This is a genomic window from Planococcus sp. 11815, from assembly GCF_051096385.1.
Classification (GTDB): Bacteria; Bacillota; Bacilli; order Bacillales_A; family Planococcaceae; genus Planococcus; species Planococcus citreus.
The window spans coordinates 3,037,327-3,056,321 of sequence record NZ_CP096991.1 but is presented as its reverse complement, the minus strand read 5'-3'; the positions used below and the strand labels follow the sequence as shown (position 1 = coordinate 3,056,321).

Here is an 18,995-nt window from a genome sequence, read left to right as displayed (position 1 = left end):
ATTTACCCATTCATCTAAATTATTGGTACCTAATACTAATGTTAGGTGCTAAAATGAGGTGAGTAAGCTAAAGGGGTGTATGAATGAGCAGATCAGCAGCACGAATCACAGCCATCGGATCGTATGTACCCGAAAAGAGGCTGACGAATTTGGACCTGGAACAATTGGTTGACACAAATGACGAGTGGATCCTCCAGCGCACAGGCATCAAAGAGCGCCGCATTGCGGGAGAACACGAATTTACGAGTGATATAAGCACAAAAGCAGTACAGGATTTGGCAGAGCGCTACGGAAAATCGTTCGACGATGTCGATTTGATCATTGCCTGTACGATGACGCCTGACTTCAAAACGCCAAGCGTGGCCGCAATGGTCCAGGCGAAACTGAACATCCCGAACGCCGGAGCGATCGATTTGAACGCGGCCTGCGCCGGCTTTTCTTACGGCCTGCAGATGGCGAACGGCTTGATCACTTCCGGATTGCATAAGAAAATCCTAGTAATCGGCGTGGAAACGTTCTCGAAGATCCTCGATTACACCGATCGCTCGACCTGCATCCTGTTCGGCGATGGCGGAGGGGCAGTGCTGGTCGAACACGACGCAGACAACCCGAGCTTTATCGAATCGCATATGGGAACGAACGGAGCATTGGCGAACAACCTGTATTGCACAGACTTGGCCGGCGAGATGTTCGGCGAAGACTTGGCTGCCCGCAACGTCGTCTGGCAAAATGGCCGCGAAGTATACAAATGGGCGGTCAATACAGTGCCAAAAGGCGTTAATGCTTTAATGGAGAAAGCAGGCGTCACGCCTGGCGAAGTGGATTGGTTCGTGCCGCACAGCGCCAATTTGCGGATCATCGAATCGATCTGTGCAAGAAGCGGACTATCGCTCGACAAGACGGTTTATTCACTTGAGTATTACGGCAACACATCTGCGGGCTCGATTCCGCTATCGCTTGCCGAAGGCGTGAAAGACGGCCGCATCAAAGCCGGTGATCAATTGCTGCTGTACGGATTCGGCGGCGGCTTGATCCATGCCGGCATGCTGGTGAAATGGTCCATTTAACTGACAGAAGCACAAAATCCATAAATACTGAGTTCTGAACTCTCCTGGAAAGGGGAGTTTTTTCTATATGCAAATAAGCCAAATCATCCCCGCGACAGGATTAAAACGATCAAAGCTTTCCCTAAATTTTTTTGGAGTATTAGTTAAGTCCTAGGACACTTCCTGATTTTCATTAAGCTGGTAGTACTTTCTATTCTAATGACTGAATATTCTATAACTTTGTAACCGTTTTCAATATTTCGGGAAGGGAAATTTTCGGGTAGAAGGGAATACTTGTTAGGGCTGTAACTAGAACCCATTAAAAGGAGGAAGATGAATTGAAAAACATGAAGTGGAAAACGGCGTTTTTATCGGCGCTGCTCATCACGTCCAGTTTTTACGCAGCACCGACCGGCCTGTTCGAACAGCAGGCCGCGCAAGCAGCTCCAGGGAAAAGCGGCGCGGCATTCGACCAGAAAGTGATTGCGCGCATCGACCAGGAGCGGATGTATGAAGATGTCTACCATCTGACCGAAACGATCGGCCCGCGCGTCGCGGGAACCGAAGCGGAGAAAGAAACCGCGGATTTCCTGGAACAGCGCCTTGAATCCTACGGCTATGAAGTCGAGGTACAGGAATTCAGCATCCCGAATTTGGTGATTGGGCATTTGCATACCGAATCGGGAGATGAAGTATTGATCAATATTCCATCGGGTTCCGCGGCGACAGCTGACGCAGGCTTAACGGCACAGCTGTATGATGCGGGACTCGGCTATCCGGCTGATTTCAGCGCGGACGCGTCAGGGAAAATCGCCTTGATCCAACGCGGTGGCTTCACCTTTGCGGAAAAAGTAAAGAATGCCGAAGCAGCAGGGGCTGCGGGCGTCTTGATCTATAACAATATCGACCAGGCGGGGCCGCTCAATCCGTCACTCGGCGACAATGAAATGGCCATCCCGGTCGGCGGCATCACCAAAGCGAGCGGGGAAGCGTTGAAAACGGACGTCCTGGCAGCGGACGCAACTGTCACGTTGACCGTCCAGGCGTTTGAAGGCGCGACCTCGGAAAACATCATCGCGACACGCACGCCGAAAAAAGGCGGCAGTGACGGCATCGTCCACGTCACCGCGCATTACGACAGCGTGCCGTTCGCGGCCGGTGCGAGCGACAATGCATCCGGTACGGCCGTGGCACTCGAAATTGCACGCGTCTTGAAGAGCTATCCGATCGATGAAGAAGTGCGCTTTGTCTTTGTCGGCGCTGAAGAAATCGGCTTGCTCGGCTCGCGCCATTACGTCAGCGAACTGACAGAGGACGAAGTGGCGAGAAGCATCGGCAACTTCAATATGGACATGGTCGGCACGTCTTGGGACAATGCCACGGCGATTTACATGAACACGCTCGATGGCCAGGCGAACATCGTCACGGAAACCGCGAAAGCGACCGGCGAACGCATCGGCACGCCGTCTGAACTGATTCTGTATCAGCGCGGATCGTCCGACCACGTGCCGTTCTACGAAGCGGGCATTCCGGCAGTGAACTTTATCCGCAGAGAGCCGGGCACGGCGAACCTTGAGCCGTATTACCACACGCCGCTTGATACGATTGAATTCATCAGCGCAGAACGCCTGAAAGAAGCAGGCGATTTGGTCGGTGCATCCGTTTACCAATTGATCCGAAAATAATCCAGACGAGGGAGTGGCTGTCGAATGAAAAAAGACCATCTATCAAATGAAGTGAAAACCACAGGGCTGAAAAAGAAATTCCTGAGCTATACACTGGCCGGGGCGCTCGTCTTGAGTGTCTCCCCAATGACCTTGCCGGTCGCGGATTCGGGCACGGCAAGCGTCGCCTATGCGGCGAACGGCAATTCCGGCGCAGCGCATGATCAGAAGATCGTCAACCGCGTCGATGCGGAGCGGGCGATTGAGCACATCCGCTACTTGTCTGAAGAAATCGGTTCCCGCCCGGGCGGACTCGAAGGGGAGAAAGAAGCGGCTGATTATGTGGCGGACACGTTACAAGGGCTTGGCTTTGACGTCGAGTACCAGTACTTCCCGGTAGCGGACCAGTATATCGGGGAAGCTGCATTTTCTGACGGCACCGTTTGGGAAATGGGCGCTGCGCCGAACGGCAAAGTGAGCCAGCAGGCAGTTGAGGCACCGGTCATTTACGTGGAGGGCGGCGCATCGGCAGCCGATTTCCCGGCAGATACCGAAGGCAAGATTGTCCTGTTGACGCGCGAGTCATCGACCGCTGCTTATCGTACACAAGTCGATAACGCGATCGAAGCGGGAGCAGCGGGCGTCATCCTGCAAAGTGTCGTCGGCGGCCGCGGCAACTACGGCTCGACGTTCAACCCGAACCTGACGAAATCCTATGACGTGCCGGTATACGGGGCGGCGTACATCCAAGGCGAATGGCTGAAAGAACAGCTCGCGGATGGGCCGGTCAGCCTGAACTTGACCGCGACGCATTATACGGACCTCGAATCGGTCAACGTCATCGGAACGAAAAAAGCGAAATCGAAAGATGCGGATGCTAAGGAAGTGCTGCTGACGGCCCATATGGATAGCGTCGTCGGTGCACCGGGCGCGAACGATAACGCATCCGGAACAGCCCTGATGCTCGAATTGGCACGCGTCTTCAAAAGCTACAACACCAATAAGGACATGAAGTTCATTGCCTTTGGTTCTGAGGAGCGCGGCTTGCTTGGCGCACGTTATTACGTCGATCAGTTGAGCCAGGCGGAGCGTGACAAGATCGAAGCGGTCTACAATCCGGACATGGTGGCGACAAGCTACGAGAAAGCGGAAAATCTGTATGCGATGACCGTCGACGGCTCAAGCAACATCGTCACTGAATCGACCGTCGCTGCCGGTGCACGCCTCGGGAACTCGGACATCCTCCCAGGCCAGTTCGGCTCGAGTGACCATGTACCGTTCCATAATGCAGGCATCCCGGCCGCCCTCTTCATCTGGATGGGTATCGACAGCTGGAACCCTCTCGTCTACCACATTGAAAAAGTCTATCACACGCCACAAGACACTATTGAAGACAATGTCTCCGAAGAACGCATGCAATCAGCGCTTGAAGTGATCGGCGCAGGCCTGTTCGATGTGGTCCGGAAAGATGTGCCAGGGGTTAAGCATTGAGAAGTAAAACGTGACGCATCAACTTACGAAGCCGTTTCGGTATCATTTTCGGAACGGCTTTTCGTATAGCTTTTTTAAACCGGTATTTGTCCCTCTTTTTCCATCAATTGGATAGGAAAGTCAGCAAGCATGTCGAATATATGGAGGAATAGAAACTGCCGGCGCCTATGGATTTGAAATCCAGAGGAGGAAAATAAAATGGATGTGATCAAGCATTCCGAATGGGCTGATACAAAGTTCACTTTGCATTTGATTTCACAGATCCTCGGCAAGATTAAACTCGAAACCGCCCAGCAAGAGCCGCAATGGGCACACGTCACACTCGCTGTGACGCCAAACGGGTTTACGACGGGCTTGTTGTTCCATCAAGATCGTGCGTTTCAAGTCGACTTGGATATTTACGAAAGCCGAATCTTCATTAATGTCGAAGGGAATGTTCAGTCCGTGGCACTTGAAACGGCCAAATCGATTAAAACTTATTTCGAAGAGATCTTCGAAGTGCTGGCATCGAAAGGCATTGAGTTGAAGATCAACCCGAAGCCGCAGGAGATGGCGTATAAGAACAATCTCAACGAAGACGACACGCTGCTAACCTTCAACTGGGAACAGGCGATACGCGGGCTCAAACTCTTTCATTTTGCGGCTGCTGAACAGCTGAAGTTTATCGGTCCGCTGCGCTCCCGGAAAATGAAGCCTGCTTTGTTCTGGGGAACCTTCGACGTTTCGTCACTCGTTTTGCCAGGCATCCGCCAGCCGTATCCGGAAGACAAAGTCATCGAAAAAGCGGCGTTCGATGAACATTTCATAGAGTACGGGTTCTGGCTCGGCGACGGCAATGTTGATGTGCCCGCGTTTTTTGTACTGCCGTACCCGTTCGTCAATAAAGAACTCGACAGCGAACGCTTAAAGCCTGCCGATGCGTATTTTGAAGCTTCGCTAAGCGAATACTTCCTGATGCTCGATAAAGTCGCCGACTCGTCCCAACCGACTCAAGCGATGCAGGAATTTTTCCGCTCGACTTTTGACATCCTCAGCGAAGAACTGGGCTGGCCGGACTGTTCGTATTACTTTACGCCACTCAATATGCCAGTGCAGAAAGCGAAAAAATGAGGGAATGACGAGGAGAAGGTATGCCGATTCGAGCATGTTTTCTCCATTTTTCTATGCGCGATTCAGTTACACTTAACGGTATTTAAAAGGCGTCAAAAGTCCCGAAAAAATATTTTCGAAAGCATCTATTTTTATGTCTTCCGATGTGCTTTAATGGATTTAATGAAATTGTAAAAAAATTGAAATGGGGATGGTAGGATGGACCGCGCGTTCAAGATTGCGACGAGTTTTTTAATGGGTGTATCACTTTTTGGGGTTTTACCGGCAACACAAACGGCGCAAGCCGAAGATTTGGTGAATGCAGATGTACTGGAACAAGGAGATGACGTAAGCGATACGTTTTCTGCAGAAGATAACGAGCATTGGTACCGGATCGACGTCGATCCTGCCCAAGTCACTGCACATACACATTTTGAAGTTTCTCTCCAGTCTGATGATGAATTGACCTTTACTGTCTACCCGGACGCAGAACGCGCGACCGCCGACCAACCCTTTGACCCGTTCAGCAACTACAGTTTTGCAGAAATGAAATCGACTGTGAAATTCCCGATTGCCTGGGAAGGCCCTTACTACATAAAGGTCTCGTCTTACGCTGACGAATTGCCCGTGGAATTGCCTGAAGGCGAAGAAGCGGAAGATGCGAGCTACACGATCGGCTTTGACGGTGTTACTGTGAAAGCATCGAAACCGACAAACGACGAGCAATGCCCAGCAGAACTTGTCATGGGCGACGCAGCTGGCGACCAGGCGCTGCTTGACCAATTGCGCGTTATCCGCGGCGAAGTGCTTTCCCAAACAGAAAGCGGCAAAGAATTGACGAAGCTTTACTATAAACTGGCGCCGTTTATCGGCTATCAGGCCGTGACGGATGCAACTGTCCGTGAGTCATTGAAGAAAAACCTCAACCAGCTTGACGGTCTGATCACGAGCATTGCGGAAAATGGCTTCCAAAGCTCGAAAACGATCACCGCAGCTGACCAGAAAGCAATCAGCGAATTATACGCGCTCGCGTTGAAAACAGCGCCTGCGAATTTGAAAGACGATGTGGAAGCGGCAGGACAAGCAATCAACATCAATAAACTGGCTGGAAAATCAGTCATGTCGGCAATGCTTCCGACTCCATACGTCGTAAAAGATGCTTCCATGAACAAAGTCATCGTGAAAGTAAAAGAAGGCGAAACGCTGACAAAAGCAGAAGCTGGGACAGCTGGCATCCAGTCGGTTTCTGAGTTTGATGCCGAAGCACCGAAATTCGACCAGTTCTTCGTAGTTGATTTGAAGTCAGGCATGTCAGCCGCTTCAACGAATAAAACTTTGCAGTCGCTTGAAGACTTGCCGGAAGTCGAATTCGTTGAACCGGTACAGCAATACAAGCTTCATTCAGAAGACATCTATTATGATGAGCAATGGTCGCTTGAAAACGCGGGAGGCGGCTTTGGCATCGAAGACGCTGATATCGATTTCGAGGAAATGACGAAACTGGCAGCTCCTCAAAAGCAAGGAGAAGTCATCACTGCGGTCATCGATACCGGCGTTGATTACTCGTTGGCTGACTTGAAGAACCAAATGGTCAGCACGGGCTACGATTTCATCAATGACGACAACAAAGCGTTCGACGACCAAGGACACGGCACGCACGTTTCCGGCATCATCGCAGCGGAAGCGGACAACGATTACTCGATGACGGGCATTAACCAGTCGACGAAAATCCTGCCGGTGAAAGTGCTTGATGCGTCAGGTTACGGCGATACAGAACAAATTGCATACGGCATCCTGTACGCAACAGACCAAGGAGCCGACATTATTAACATGAGTCTTGGCGGTGGCTATAGCCGTGTCTTGGAATATGCGATGAGATACGCAAACGAGCGCGGCGTGACGATCGTCGCAGCTTCAGGAAATGACGGATGGGAAGAAGTTTCTTACCCGGCATCATCGAAACACGCAATCGCTGTCGGCGCAACGAACAAACTGGACCTGGTATCGGATTACTCGAGCTATGGCAAAGATCTTGACCTCGTCGCACCGGGTACGGATATCCCGAGCTTGCTGCCGGACGGCAATGTTACGTTAATGTCTGGAACATCCATGGCAGCTCCTCACGTCGCGGCAGTTGCGGGCGTCTTGAAATCGATCAACCCGGATCTCACACCAGGGCAATTGGAGAATTTACTGACGGCTTCAGCGGATGACGTTGAGTTTATCGCAGAAGATGCCCCTCCTGGTTTCGAAGAAGATCCTTTCTTTGAAGAAGATTTCCCGTATGAAATGGAAGAATTGGCACCTGGCTTTGACCTTGTCTCAGGATGGGGCCGTTTGAACGGTGCACAAGCAATTCTTGCACTGAAAGATAAATGGAATCTCGCTGATCGCATCAGTGGGGCAAGCCGCTACGATACAGCGGTGGAAGTCTCGAAAAAAGGCTGGAGCACATCCGGTAAAGCCGTGATTGCAACAGGCGGCGATTTCCCGGATGCTTTGAGTGCAGCGCCTCTTGCAGCGTATCAAAACGCACCATTGCTACTCACGAAAACCGATTCGCTTCCACAAGCGGTAAAAGATGAATTGAAACGTTTGAAAGTAACCGAAGTGACATTGATCGGCGGACAGGGTGCCATCAGCCCGATGGTCGAAATGGAACTGAAAGACCTTAAGATTAAAACAACACGCATCAGCGGCAAAAACCGCTACGAAACATCGGTCAATATCGCGAAACAAATGAAAACTTCAACGCAAGCTGTCGTGGCTACCGGTTCAACATTTGCCGATGCCTTGTCGATCGCACCGGTCGCAGGCAGCCAGAAAATGCCGATCTTGCTGACGAAACCGAACGGCTTGCCGGCGGAAGTGAAAGCTCATTTCGCAGCAAAAGCTTACAGCAAAACCTTCATCGTTGGAGGTAAAGGCGCTGTTTCTGACAGCACAGCAAAAGAAGTGAAAAACCCAGTACGTCTTTCCGGCGCATCGCGCTATGAAACGAACAGCGCGGTCATCACTCATTTCAAAGGATCATTTGGCGGCCAGTACATGTACTTGTCGACTGGCGCAAATTATCCGGATGCACTCGCTGGCTCCGTATTGGCAGCGAAAACAAAAGCACCACTCGTTTTGACTGCACCGAACGGACCGAATGCGGCAACAGTGAAGACGGTCAAAGAGCAGCTGAAAAACGTTACAGGGATCTACATCCTTGGCGGTGAAGGCGCTTTGCCGACGCAAAGCATCCAGCAATTGTTCGAGTAACACATGAAAACAGGCGGTTCGGATTCCGGACGCCTGTTTTTTTATAGCTAAATAGGAGGTAAAATAATGAAACAATTAATTGCAGGTGGAATCGGCGTCATTTCAGGTATTCTATTGTTCGGCTTCACGTCGATTGCAGCAGCGGTTTATTCGCCGCAGTTAAAGGAAACCGGCTATTCAGGAGAGTTCGGGCTGTATTTATCGGCCTTATGGGAAGTGGGGATTGTGCCGATTATTTTCAGCCTGATTTTCTTTTTTTCAGGACTGGGGTTTTTATTCAAAGCGACCGATCGGGAATGGCGGGCAAAATACTTCTTGGTGGAAGAGGAAAAGAATGCGAGCGAAAAAGAAATATGGAAGGAAGATTAGATGGAGAGCGGTTATTTATTCGAATCCGAACGGCTTGGATTCAGGCGGTGGAAAGCGCCTGATCGTGAACCGTTTGCGGCCATGAATGCAAACCCTGACGTAATGGAGTTCTTTCCGAAAACCTTGAGCCGCGCCGAATCGGATGCATTGGTCGACCGCATCGAAGTGCATTTTGATGAGAAAGGCTACGGGCTTTGGGCGGTGGAACGAAAAGAAAACGGCGCGTTTATCGGCTTTATCGGATTATTGGATGTCAATTTCGATATCGGAATTGAAGACGCAACCGAGATCGGCTGGCGCTTGGATCAGAAGTTTTGGAAAAAGGGCTATGCGACAGAAGGGGCGAAAGCTTGCCTGGCGTATGCGTTTGATGAGCTGGGCAAAAAAGAAATCTACTCGTTTACTTCAACGGTCAACACACCGTCTGAGATCGTCATGAAGCGGATTGGCATGGAGAAGGTGGGGGAATTCGAGCATCCACGCGTTCCAGAAGGCAGCCCATTAAGAAAGCACGTTTTGTATAAAATACAGAATCCATAAAGAAGAGGCCGGACTGGGATGCCCCAGTCCGGCCTCTTCTTTATGTGATGTTAATCAGGCAGCTGTTTCATTACAGCCATTTCTTTACCAAAGCGGTGCCCGTGGTCTTCAAAGCCTAAACTTGCATACAATTGATGGGCTCCGGCGTTTTCGGGATGATAGCCAACAATCACTTTTTTCGCCCCGAAGGAATCAGCCATTTCCGTGAGCATTAATTTTGTAGCAGCTTTTCCGATCCCTTGTCCTTGGTAAGCTCGGTCGACCATGATGCGGTAGATCCAATAGCCGTCCAATTCTTCAGGAACCGAGTTGAACATTAAAAACCCAACAGTTTGCCCGTCTGCGCAAATGGCGTAAGGGCGCAGGCTTGTCTCGAATTTCGATTGGGCGATGGATACCGCATTCGGTTCCATATAGCTTTGCTGTTCATGTGCCAGTGTTAACTCGCAGCAGGAATACCAGTTATCAGCATTCACTTCAGTAATGCTTACATTTTTCATTTTCATAGTTTTCCCCTTTCGAATTTCGGGGAACGCGAACGAGCCAGATCAATTCGGCGCTATCCCCTTGCAGTCATAGATAGTGAAGATAGTTGTGTTTGTCATAATGAACGCCTCCTAAACTCGTGATGGGTGTCCGTATTTTGCACTGGACCTTTTGACTATAACATGATTTGTCAGTCATTTTGCTATATACTTATACCAAATATAGGTATTTTTAAAAACACTTCAAAGATTTTATTTAGGGGCAGAATTCATATTTCCCGCAAAAAGGAGACTCGTAATGAAAGACCGAATCATTCTCGTCATCGTCCTAGCAAGTGTACTGGGCTCGTCTGCAGTCAGCGTATCATCGCTCAGCTACACGATGAAATCAATTTGCTATGCTTTGGCAGCTAGTATCATGGTGGCAGTTGGCATCCATGCTCTTTATGCGTATATGAAAACAAGAAAGATAGAAAAATCAGCTTAGGGGATCTTGAGGAGAAAGGGGAGTTGGGGAATGACTTGGGAGCATGTGATAGTCAAAACTTCACGTGGTGAGTTTGAAGTGTTCGCTAAAGGCGTCGGTGAGCCATTGTGCGTGACGCATCTTTATTCGGAATTCAACGAGACCGGAGATTATTTTGCAGAAGCATTCACCGAATCAAATCGCGTCTATCTGGTTAATCTGCGGGAAGCCGGAAACTCCGAAAAAGCACAGCATCCGTATGAGTTGAGCATGCTGGAGAGCGTTTTTGACCTCGAGGCGATACGCGCGGCTTTGGGTTTTGAGCAATGGGGATTTGCGGGGCATTCAACCGGCGGCATGCTCGCTGTCGTTTATGGAATTTATTTCTCAGCGCACCTCCAGTTCCTGGTCATTGCCGGTGCGGCAGCAAGAGAATATATGACATTTTCCGAAGACTGTATCTACAATCCAGCACACCCGCTGTTTTCAGGGATGCAGGAGCTGATTGAAAACCTGAAAAGTCCAGAATCGACGGGTCTTCAAAAGCAGCAATGGAAGATTGAAAGAACCAAGCTATCTTTAGCTAACCCGGACAATTACGAAAGTTATTTTTCAAGCTCCATGACCAAAAAGATGTCGGCTATCCGAATGGACTACTTTAACCGCGAACTACAGCTGTTCGATACAACCCGTAAACTGCATTTGATTGAAACCCCAACGTTGATTTTATGCGGCCGTCACGACGTGCAGTGCCCGCTCATCTATTCGCAAGAGATGGCAGAACTGATTCCGGGAGCCCAGCTGGCCATCTTCGACAATAGCAATCACTATCCATTTCTCGAGGAAAAGGCACGATTCCATCGAGTATATAAAGATTACATTGATGAATTAGCCTAAGTACCAGGAATAGTAAAGAATGCTTTGGGGAGGGATTGAATGAAGCGTACGTTTTTGGTCGCAATCATACTGTCACCCTGATCACCTGGTATTTATCTTCTTTGATCTGAGAGCTTTTCTGTCGGACCTTTCGGCAAATTTGGCTGTCGCGGTACCTAATTTTGTATTGCTATCGGGTGTGATTTATTGAATCGTGCGAAGAGAGCTGGAAGAGGGATGCGCTGAACGATGGCGCATCCCTCTTTTTATTGGGGCGACATTTCATAAGTTTTGCCAAGCTTTAATCTAAAATACGATTTTAGGCGTTTACTGAATAGAGTCGAAATAATACATATAATATCACCAATTCATTGTCGGGGGACTTTCAGAAAGCGAACTCGACAGTTTGAAAGAAGGGCCGGATCGGATGCGGGGAGCTCCGGGCACCATCATTAAAAGCAATTTTGTTGCCGAAACCTTCTTCTCGAAACGCACACAAAGTCCTGATTAACCAAAATTGATAAAAAGGCATGAGTAAAAGGTTTAGAAAAATTTTCATTGAATGGGAAAAAAGCAGTAATTTCGGGTATAGGACATTATGGAAAAAACTTGGAGCCGCGGAACAGGACGAAAGGACGGTATAAGTGAACGAAGAGTTATTGATTGCTGATGAAGTCAAAAGAACCTTGAAGGCACGCTGTGAATACCGTGAAGGGAAGTTCCGTTTTACGAAAACCAAGAAACTGGATATTTTCCTCGGCTCCAGTCTTTTCGTTTTCAAACTGGACATGGAAATCAGCTTCGGGCATTTCCAACAAGACGGCGCGGCTGTCAATAAAGCCCGTGTATACATCTTGCCGGAAGAAATACTGGCCTTTGAAGACACCTTGCGCAAATTCCCGATTCCGCTGCCGATTGCATTTCGCCAGTGCATCCACATGAATCAGAACCTTGTTGAAATCACGATGGAATCGCTCGAGCCGCCTCGGCATTTTGCCTTGAGGTTGGCCGCAGCGCTGAAAGAAATCGAACCATGATCCATCTCCGATCCAACTCAAGCAATGTTGACTTCACATATGACAGAAACCAACCCTTATAGATCGGAGAGAATGAATATGAACCACTTACAAACAGACATCAAAAGCGAATTGCTAGAAGCCATGCTGAACGGCAGCCAAGTAGCGGCCGTCGTTACAGACCCCGAACAACAAGACAACCCGATCATCTACTATAATGAAACCTTCGCACAACTGACAGGGTACGCAGAACACGAGATTATCGGGCGAAACTGCCGCTTTTTGCAAGGCGACAACACCGACCGTTTCACCATCGGAAAAATCCGGCAGGCCATCGAAAAACGTGAGAAAATCACCGTCACGCTGGAAAACTACCGAAAAGACGGCACAACGTTTTGGAACCGGCTGAACATTGAACCGATCACCATGGACGGCCACTTGTATTTCATCGGCACGCAAACGGACATTACCCAAGAAGTGGAACAGCAAGTGGAGCTGAACGAAAAAGAGCAGGAAATCAACGAGCAAATGCTGCCAATTTTGCCGATCGACGACAATATCGGGGCGGTGGCATTGGTCGGGAAAATGAACAATTTGCGGTTTGACGTTTTGACCTCGAAATTGAGCCATTTCGTCCGCGATACGCGCACACGACACATCATCATCGACGTCACGGGTGTGCTGTGGGAGAAGAATTTCCTCTATACCAACCTCTTGATGATTCAGGATGTGCTGAGGCTGATGGGAAGCAAATTATATATTTCCGGCATCAGCCCTAAAACCGCCATGGAAATCGTCAATATTAAAGATGATGACCAGAGTTTGTTGACCTTTGCGACGGTGCAGCAAGTCATCCAGCGTTTGCAGTCGAAATAGAGAATGCTTGGTGAGCAAGGATGAAATATGCTGCTGTGATAAACTGGAAATGTCAATCAGATGATAGAGCATTGAAAGGGAGAAGACAGTGGCAGAAGCTGAAACGTTCGAAGCAACATCAGAAACAAAGAGGTTAATTATCCGCCCGCTGGAACGAGGGGATTATGCCGAGTGGCTGGCAGGCTTTAACGGCCGTTCGCCCTCCAAGCATATCTACGATCCGGGCAGACTGGATATGAGTGCGTGCACGGAACACTGGTTTCAGGAGCTCGTCGACAAGCACCAGCAACTGGCGTATAACGACACGGCCCATGTGTTCGCCGTATTCCAAAAAGAAGACGGACGTCATATCGGTATGGTCGATTTCTCAACCTTGGCGCGCGAAGATTTTCAATGGGGGCGGATTGGCTACACCCTCCATAACCAATATTGGAATCAAGGCTTCGGAAAAGAAGCGGTAACGGAGGCGTTGAAAATAGCCTTCACCCAGCTTGGCTTTCACCGGATCGAAGCGCATATCAATCTTGATAATAAAGCTTCTGTCCGGCTGGCCGAAAGTGCGGGCATGAAATTCGAATGCGTGCGGGAAGCTTTTTTGTATGAAGGCGAAGAGTGGGTCGATCACTTGATCTACTCAATCAATCACAAATAAGCAAAGAAAATCCTCTTGTTCCAACACGGAACAAGGGGATTTCTACGTTCTACTGCTGTGACTTTGTGTAATCGTGATAGCCTTGCTTGAAAAACCCGTACCATTCATCGATTTCCGCTTGCGGTGCGGCATTCAGCGCTTCGAGCACTTCTTTCCCGAATTCGAGGAATGCAGAGCCGTTCGCGGTGATGAGCTGGCCGCTGCGGACGGCTTGCTGCTGGAGATAGTGCGCTTCATTCGTGTAGCGGTCGCCTGAAGTTTCCTGCAAATCTTCCAGGTGATTGCTCGTATGCGGCACATCGTTTAACAAGCCGTTCTTTCCGAGAAATACCGAGGCGTCGCAAATGGCGCCGAGCACGGCTTGCTGGCTGATTGCTTTATCGATCAGCTCCATGACGCGTTCGCTGCCGTCTTTGCGCCAGGAATTGCCGCCGATGAGGATCAATCCGCGCGAATTCCTCCGGGGCATCGTCAATACTGTAATCGGGCACCACGGTAAAGCCGCCGATTGATCGAACCGGCTCTTTTGTCAGCGACACCGTCTTCACATCGAATCTGCGGCCCTCGCCTTCCGGTTCTTCGTTCAATGCCGCCGCCAAAGACGCTGCTTCCCAGTCCGCATACTCGTCCAATAGCACAAAAAGGACTTTCTCGTTCATGCTGTTCATTCCTTTCGTGTGAATATTCGCTTTTTCGTTAAGCGAATTATAGCACAGTCATAGGCTTTCACTGCCGGGAAGTGGCGATTCGATCAATGGCCGCCGGTGATTTCCAAATAGAAAATCATAAACAGGCTAATGAGGCCCATGACTGCCATGATGCCGTAAGCGATTTTTCGGAACATGCCTTTTTTGAAGTAAGCGAACAAGACGAAAAAGTACAGCACCGCTGCCGGCACGAGGAAGGTCAGAAAGCCGCTGACGTCTTCGATGTGGTGGGCGAAAATCGAGATCGCGAGACCTAAGAACAGGGCGGCGCCATAGAGTGTCATAACGTTTTTCAAGCTTTTTTCAGGATCGTTGTTTTTTGAAGCAGCCATAATATCCAAACTCCTTGTCGTTTTTATCAGTCCCAATGATTGAATATCAATTGGCCTGTCGTATTCGGTTTCCAATCAGCCGCTTGTTTCAATTCGGCTTTGTTTAACTGTAGCGCGTTTAGCTGTTCGCTATCAAGCGGCACGTCGCAACAAGCTTAAGTTTCTGTCGGTTAGAGGAGCTGGGTATAGAATTTCATTCCCCAGGAAATAATACAAGTCAGGCATTTCTTGTTGACGGGCACAATAGCTAGTGGTAAATTAGGTTTAATTACAGATAACGAGAGTCTTTAATATCCACAAAAGAACTTGAGGAGGATGTGCGATGAAATATTCCAATGCCACGAATTACGCCTTACATACGATGGTGCAGCTGATCCGCCTGCCTCGGAATGCGTCGATCGGCGTGCAGGAACTGGCGAAAGCCCAGCAGTTATCGCCCACTTATTTGTCGAAAACCTTGACCAAGCTGACAAAAGCCGGCTTGATCGAGTCGACGCCGGGCGCAAAAGGCGGCTACCGGCTGGCGCGCGGCGAGCGGGACATCTCGTTTTTCGATGTGATCCAGGCGATTGAAGGCGAGAGCCATTTATTCGACTGCACGCTCCATCGCCACGAAGGTTGCCTGATCGAGAAAGTCATGAGGGACGCCGAAGCCAATATGAAAAAAGAACTTCAGGAACAGCTGATAGTGGATATTGCGGAACAGGCAGGACAACACCAAGGAGGCGATGGGAAATGAACGATTCACTGGCAAACCAGGAAACACTGCTCGATTGTGCGATTATCGGCGGCGGGCCAGCGGGGCTCAATGCAGCACTCGTACTCGGCCGCTCGTTGAAAAAGACCTTGCTGTTCGATGATAACCAGCCGAGAAACCGCGTGACGCATGAATCGCACGGCTTTTTGACACGCGACGGCATCCATCCCCAGGAACTAAAACGATTGGCGCAACAAGAACTCGCGCATTATCCCGATGTTCAACTTAACAACAGTCGCGTAGGAACCATCACGAAAGAACCGAAATCTTTCCGCATCGAAACGCAAGGCGGCGAAGTATTTCACGCGAGAAAAGTGATCCTTGCGACCGGATTCACGGAAACCTTGCCGGACATTCCGCGCGTGCAGGAATTCTATGGCACGAGCCTGTTCAGCTGCCCGTTCTGCGACGGCTATGAAATGCGCGGCGAGCCACTGGTCATCATTTCGGAAAATGAAGCAGCGGGGCATCTCGCAAAAGTCGTCTCCAACTGGACGAACAATTTGATCATCGCGACCAACGGTAAAAAACACATCACTCCTGATGAGCAAAAAACGCTTGAGCGCCACGGCGTCCTCGTCTACGAAAAACCGATCCGTTCACTGGACGGTGAAAACGGCAAGCTGCGCGCCATCACATTCGAAGACGGCACGACGATCGAGCGCTCCGGCGGATTTGTCACAGCAGAATGGCACCAGTCCACCTCGATTGCGAAAGACTTGGGTTGCTACATCAATGAACGCGGCGGGGTGGAGACGGATCCGATGCAGCGCACCAATGTCGAAGGTGTCTTTGCTTGCGGTGATATTTCGATGGGGCCTGCGCAATTGATCATCGCAGCTGGACAAGGAAGCCTTGCTGCCACCAGTGTTGTCGCGGCCTTCACGGAAGAACGGTTCGGCGAATGAACCATGGAGAAAAGAGGGAGCCTATGCACAAGCACCATAACAAAATTGCCTATTTGGACGATCCGCAGCGAAACGGCGGGCTGACAGCGGAAGTTTTGCTCGACCAGCTGGCAATTAAAAAAAGCGACCGCATCCTTGATTTCGGGGCAGGCACCGGCTATTTCACCTTGCCGCTCGCACAGCGAATCGACGACACCGTCTTTGCACTCGACACGGATCCGGCAATGCTTGAATTGATCGACGAAAAAGCGCAAGCGGCAGCTATTGAAAATATCGAGTTTGTATCCGGAGAATTAACAAACGCAGCGCTCGCAGAAGACTCGCTCGACATCATCCTCGCGTCGCTCGTCTTGCACGAAATCACGCCGCTCGATCCGGTGCTCGACAATATGCACAGCTTATTAAAGACAGGCGGGCGCTTGATCGCCATCGAACTCGAACCGAAAACCGGCGGGCCCAAAGCGCCGCGCCTAACGTCGAGTGGCTTGGAACAGCAGCTCATAGCAGCGGGATTTGAAGTGGCGGAGAAATTCTTCCCGGCACAATCCTTATATGTGCTGGTGGCACAGAAATAAATCAAAAAAGGCTCTTCCTTAGCGGGAGAGCCTTTTTCAATCGATGTTTATCCTTGTTGCGCTTCCTCTTCCTGCGCTTTCCGGTACGTCCTGCGGAACACGGCGAGCGTCACGATTACGCCGATCCACAAAATCGGGCTCGTGAGCGACAAGCCGCTCGCGGATTCGCCGCCAAGTGCCGTCAGGACAACCAGCAACAGGAGCGGATAGATGACCGAAACGACCGGGAAGATGATCAAGAAGTGCTTTTCTTTGTCCGGCTTCAAGCGCAGCGCGGACAGCACGATCATGGCCGCCATAATCGCAAACAATAGCCACACCGGGATGCCGATTGCTTCGAGTGTACCCGGGAAATAATCGTTGATCAACAGCAGCGATAGGTTGAGCAGGAGGACAACCGAGATGAGCCAATAGGTTTTCATGAAAAAATCCTTTCTGTGATGCGCGGGTAAGTCCTTTCAGTGTAACAAAATATCCACTTTGGCAGGCGTCTTTCATTTGCAACGAACATCCCCAAAATGATATTGGATGTCTTATAATGAAGAAAACGACGGGGAGCGATGAACATGCCTGCTGAAAAGACATTGCGCATTTGCGATAAAGGCCACCGGTATTACAAAAGCAGCGACTGTCCGACATGCCCGGTATGCAACGAGGAAAACAAGCCGCAACGCGGATTTCTCCGGGAGCTCAGTGCGCCGGCGAGAAACGCGCTGCTGCAGCAACAAATCGATACGCTTGAGAAGCTGTCCGGTTATAGCGAAAAGGACATTCTGGCGCTTCACGGCGTCGGGCCCGCGTCTTTGCCGGTTTTGAAGCAGCATCTAACGGAAGCGGGCTTGACGTTCAAAACTTGATAACGCATGAAAAAAGGCACTCCCAAATGGAAGCGCCTTTTTTCATGCAAAACTTTATGCGTTCTCTGCTTTTTTCTCGGATGCCCGCACATACTCGAGCCAGGAAATCCACAAAGCCACCGTGACACCGATCCATAAGGCCGGGCTCGACAGCGAAATGCTGTTTTGGGATTCTCCGCCAAGTGCCGTTAATACGGCCATGACCAACAGCGGCACGCCGACCATCAATGCAGGAAAGATGATCATATAGCGTTTCTTCTCGCGGCGCGGCTTGACGGTCGCCCAGCTGAGGACGACCATCAAGGCGATGACCACAAACAAAATCCACGTTGGAATGCCGAGTTCAGCAAGAGTGCCCGGGAAATAATCGTCGATCAACAGCAGAGACAAGTTCAGCAATAATACAGCAATAATAAGCCAATAGGTTTTCATCGTAAAAATCCTCTCCTAGCTGGCATATATTCGCCTTCCTTTCAGTCTAACAAAGATAGCTCGAGATAAAAGTAATTGAACTGAATCACTTGTCCGCTGTGAAGATTCAGTGACACCATAAGCTGGAAATGTAAAAAGCCCTCCGTCATTGGGGGGCTACGTTCTATTCTTTGGATTCTTGCATTTTTTTCTTGTATGCTTTTTTGTCATCGGAATAGCTAAACCATAAAAATATGGCCACCGTTATCCACGTGGGCGGACTTGCGAGCGAGTAACCGGTGGTCGATTCGCCGCCAAGCAAGGTAAGCAGCACCATCAGCAAAAGTGGATAGCCTAGTCCGATAGCGGTATAGATTAGTTTGCCATGCCTTCCTCTTTCTGGTGGTTGGCCGTCACCACTGGGTGTAATGAATATGGCAATGACGAGGCAAGCGAGGACAGCCAGAATAAGCCAAGTGGAAAGACCAAGCGTATCCAATGTGCTTGGAAAGAAATCAGTGATGAGCCAAAGCGTGAGAACCGCCAAAGCGCTGAAGATTAAAAGTCGATACAAATTCATCACACCAGCCCTTTCATTTTGCAAGTTCGTTCTC

General features: G+C 49.9%; 23 protein-coding genes. 16 read left to right on the top strand and 7 right to left on the bottom strand.

Annotation, left to right across the window (positions count from 1 at the left end):
• Positions 1-83: 83 nt before the first annotated feature.
• The 7 genes from M1Q06_RS15345 to M1Q06_RS15315 all read left to right on the top strand — a co-directional run bounded on the left by M1Q06_RS15345 (position 84) and on the right by M1Q06_RS15315 (position 9,463).
• Complete coding sequence (locus M1Q06_RS15345; protein ID WP_434400495.1) at positions 84-1,067, top strand: ketoacyl-ACP synthase III; 984 nt, start codon at positions 84-86, stop codon at positions 1,065-1,067.
• Between the two features lie 326 nt (positions 1,068-1,393).
• The gene (locus tag M1Q06_RS15340; RefSeq protein WP_434402898.1) at positions 1,394-2,731 is read left to right on the top strand and encodes a M20/M25/M40 family metallo-hydrolase; all 1,338 of its coding nucleotides are present in this window, start codon (positions 1,394-1,396) and stop codon (positions 2,729-2,731) included.
• A gap of 24 nt (positions 2,732-2,755) precedes the next feature.
• Positions 2,756-4,201, top strand: a complete 1,446-nt coding sequence (locus M1Q06_RS15335; protein ID WP_434400493.1) for a M20/M25/M40 family metallo-hydrolase — start codon at positions 2,756-2,758, stop codon at positions 4,199-4,201.
• A gap of 198 nt (positions 4,202-4,399) precedes the next feature.
• A complete protein-coding gene (locus tag M1Q06_RS15330) occupies positions 4,400-5,311 on the top strand; it encodes a DUF5996 family protein (RefSeq protein WP_404466909.1) in 912 nt (303 codons plus the stop codon).
• A gap of 198 nt (positions 5,312-5,509) precedes the next feature.
• On the top strand, positions 5,510-8,554 hold the full coding sequence (locus M1Q06_RS15325) for a cell wall-binding repeat-containing protein (protein ID WP_434400490.1): 3,045 nt from the start codon (positions 5,510-5,512) through the stop codon (positions 8,552-8,554).
• Positions 8,555-8,620: 66 nt separating this feature from the next.
• Positions 8,621-8,923 carry a hypothetical protein gene (locus M1Q06_RS15320; protein WP_404335201.1) on the top strand — a complete coding sequence of 101 codons (303 nt, stop codon included), beginning with the start codon at positions 8,621-8,623 and terminating at the stop codon, positions 8,921-8,923.
• Positions 8,924-9,463, top strand: coding sequence for a GNAT family N-acetyltransferase (locus M1Q06_RS15315; RefSeq protein ID WP_434400488.1), 540 nt, complete (start codon positions 8,924-8,926; stop codon positions 9,461-9,463).
• A 50-nt stretch (positions 9,464-9,513) separates the two neighbouring features.
• Here M1Q06_RS15315 and M1Q06_RS15310 read toward each other — a convergent pair whose 3' ends face one another.
• Entirely contained in the window at positions 9,514-9,969 is a 456-nt protein-coding gene (locus M1Q06_RS15310; protein ID WP_404466905.1) for a GNAT family N-acetyltransferase, read from the bottom strand.
• Between the two features lie 277 nt (positions 9,970-10,246).
• On the opposite strand from M1Q06_RS15310, the gene M1Q06_RS15305 reads away from it, so the two are divergent.
• From M1Q06_RS15305 to M1Q06_RS15285, 5 genes are all read left to right on the top strand, one after another.
• Positions 10,247-10,435: a hypothetical protein gene (locus M1Q06_RS15305; protein WP_434400485.1), complete on the top strand. Its 189-nt coding sequence runs from the start codon at positions 10,247-10,249 to the stop codon at positions 10,433-10,435.
• Between the two features lie 30 nt (positions 10,436-10,465).
• On the top strand, positions 10,466-11,311 hold the full coding sequence (locus M1Q06_RS15300) for an alpha/beta fold hydrolase (RefSeq protein WP_434400483.1): 846 nt from the start codon (positions 10,466-10,468) through the stop codon (positions 11,309-11,311).
• Positions 11,312-11,934: 623 nt separating this feature from the next.
• Positions 11,935-12,327, top strand: coding sequence for a hypothetical protein (locus M1Q06_RS15295; protein WP_404466898.1), 393 nt, complete (start codon positions 11,935-11,937; stop codon positions 12,325-12,327).
• A 78-nt stretch (positions 12,328-12,405) separates the two neighbouring features.
• The gene (locus tag M1Q06_RS15290; RefSeq protein ID WP_434400481.1) at positions 12,406-13,182 is read left to right on the top strand and encodes a PAS domain-containing protein; all 777 of its coding nucleotides are present in this window, start codon (positions 12,406-12,408) and stop codon (positions 13,180-13,182) included.
• An 88-nt stretch (positions 13,183-13,270) separates the two neighbouring features.
• Positions 13,271-13,834: a GNAT family N-acetyltransferase gene (locus tag M1Q06_RS15285; protein WP_434400479.1), complete on the top strand. Its 564-nt coding sequence runs from the start codon at positions 13,271-13,273 to the stop codon at positions 13,832-13,834.
• 49 nt (positions 13,835-13,883) lie between these two features.
• Here M1Q06_RS15285 and M1Q06_RS15280 read toward each other — a convergent pair whose 3' ends face one another.
• From M1Q06_RS15280 to M1Q06_RS15270, 3 genes are all read right to left on the bottom strand, one after another.
• Positions 13,884-14,279 carry a DJ-1/PfpI family protein gene (locus M1Q06_RS15280; protein ID WP_434400477.1) on the bottom strand — a complete coding sequence of 132 codons (396 nt, stop codon included), beginning with the start codon at positions 14,277-14,279 and terminating at the stop codon, positions 13,884-13,886.
• Entirely contained in the window at positions 14,212-14,493 is a 282-nt protein-coding gene (locus M1Q06_RS15275; protein WP_434400475.1) for a DJ-1/PfpI family protein, read from the bottom strand. The genes M1Q06_RS15280 and M1Q06_RS15275 overlap by 68 nt, the downstream gene beginning before the upstream one ends.
• 92 nt (positions 14,494-14,585) lie before the next feature.
• Positions 14,586-14,873: a hypothetical protein gene (locus tag M1Q06_RS15270; protein ID WP_434400473.1), complete on the bottom strand. Its 288-nt coding sequence runs from the start codon at positions 14,871-14,873 to the stop codon at positions 14,586-14,588.
• Between the two features lie 322 nt (positions 14,874-15,195).
• Here M1Q06_RS15270 and M1Q06_RS15265 point away from each other — a divergent pair, with 322 nt between their 5' ends.
• From M1Q06_RS15265 to M1Q06_RS15255, 3 genes are read left to right on the top strand one after another with little or no spacing between them, the layout of a single operon-like run.
• Positions 15,196-15,612: an Rrf2 family transcriptional regulator gene (locus M1Q06_RS15265; RefSeq protein ID WP_434400471.1), complete on the top strand. Its 417-nt coding sequence runs from the start codon at positions 15,196-15,198 to the stop codon at positions 15,610-15,612.
• Positions 15,609-16,538, top strand: coding sequence for an NAD(P)/FAD-dependent oxidoreductase (locus tag M1Q06_RS15260; protein WP_434400470.1), 930 nt, complete (start codon positions 15,609-15,611; stop codon positions 16,536-16,538). Before M1Q06_RS15265 ends, M1Q06_RS15260 begins: the two co-directional genes overlap by 4 nt.
• 23 nt (positions 16,539-16,561) lie before the next feature.
• On the top strand, positions 16,562-17,113 hold the full coding sequence (locus tag M1Q06_RS15255) for a class I SAM-dependent methyltransferase (protein WP_112229835.1): 552 nt from the start codon (positions 16,562-16,564) through the stop codon (positions 17,111-17,113).
• A gap of 47 nt (positions 17,114-17,160) precedes the next feature.
• Here the strand turns inward: M1Q06_RS15255 and M1Q06_RS15250 are convergent, their stop codons facing one another.
• A complete protein-coding gene (locus M1Q06_RS15250; protein WP_434400467.1) occupies positions 17,161-17,535 on the bottom strand; it encodes a hypothetical protein in 375 nt (124 codons plus the stop codon).
• 144 nt (positions 17,536-17,679) lie between these two features.
• Here M1Q06_RS15250 and M1Q06_RS15245 point away from each other — a divergent pair, with 144 nt between their 5' ends.
• Positions 17,680-17,970, top strand: coding sequence for an RNA polymerase alpha subunit C-terminal domain-containing protein (locus M1Q06_RS15245; protein WP_434400465.1), 291 nt, complete (start codon positions 17,680-17,682; stop codon positions 17,968-17,970).
• A 54-nt stretch (positions 17,971-18,024) separates the two neighbouring features.
• On the opposite strand, the gene M1Q06_RS15240 is transcribed toward M1Q06_RS15245, so the two are convergent.
• Together M1Q06_RS15240 and M1Q06_RS15235 are read right to left on the bottom strand one after the other, a co-directional pair.
• The gene (locus tag M1Q06_RS15240) at positions 18,025-18,402 is read right to left on the bottom strand and encodes a hypothetical protein (protein ID WP_434400464.1); all 378 of its coding nucleotides are present in this window, start codon (positions 18,400-18,402) and stop codon (positions 18,025-18,027) included.
• A gap of 163 nt (positions 18,403-18,565) precedes the next feature.
• Positions 18,566-18,961: a hypothetical protein gene (locus M1Q06_RS15235; RefSeq protein WP_434400462.1), complete on the bottom strand. Its 396-nt coding sequence runs from the start codon at positions 18,959-18,961 to the stop codon at positions 18,566-18,568.
• Positions 18,962-18,995: the final 34 nt, after the last annotated feature.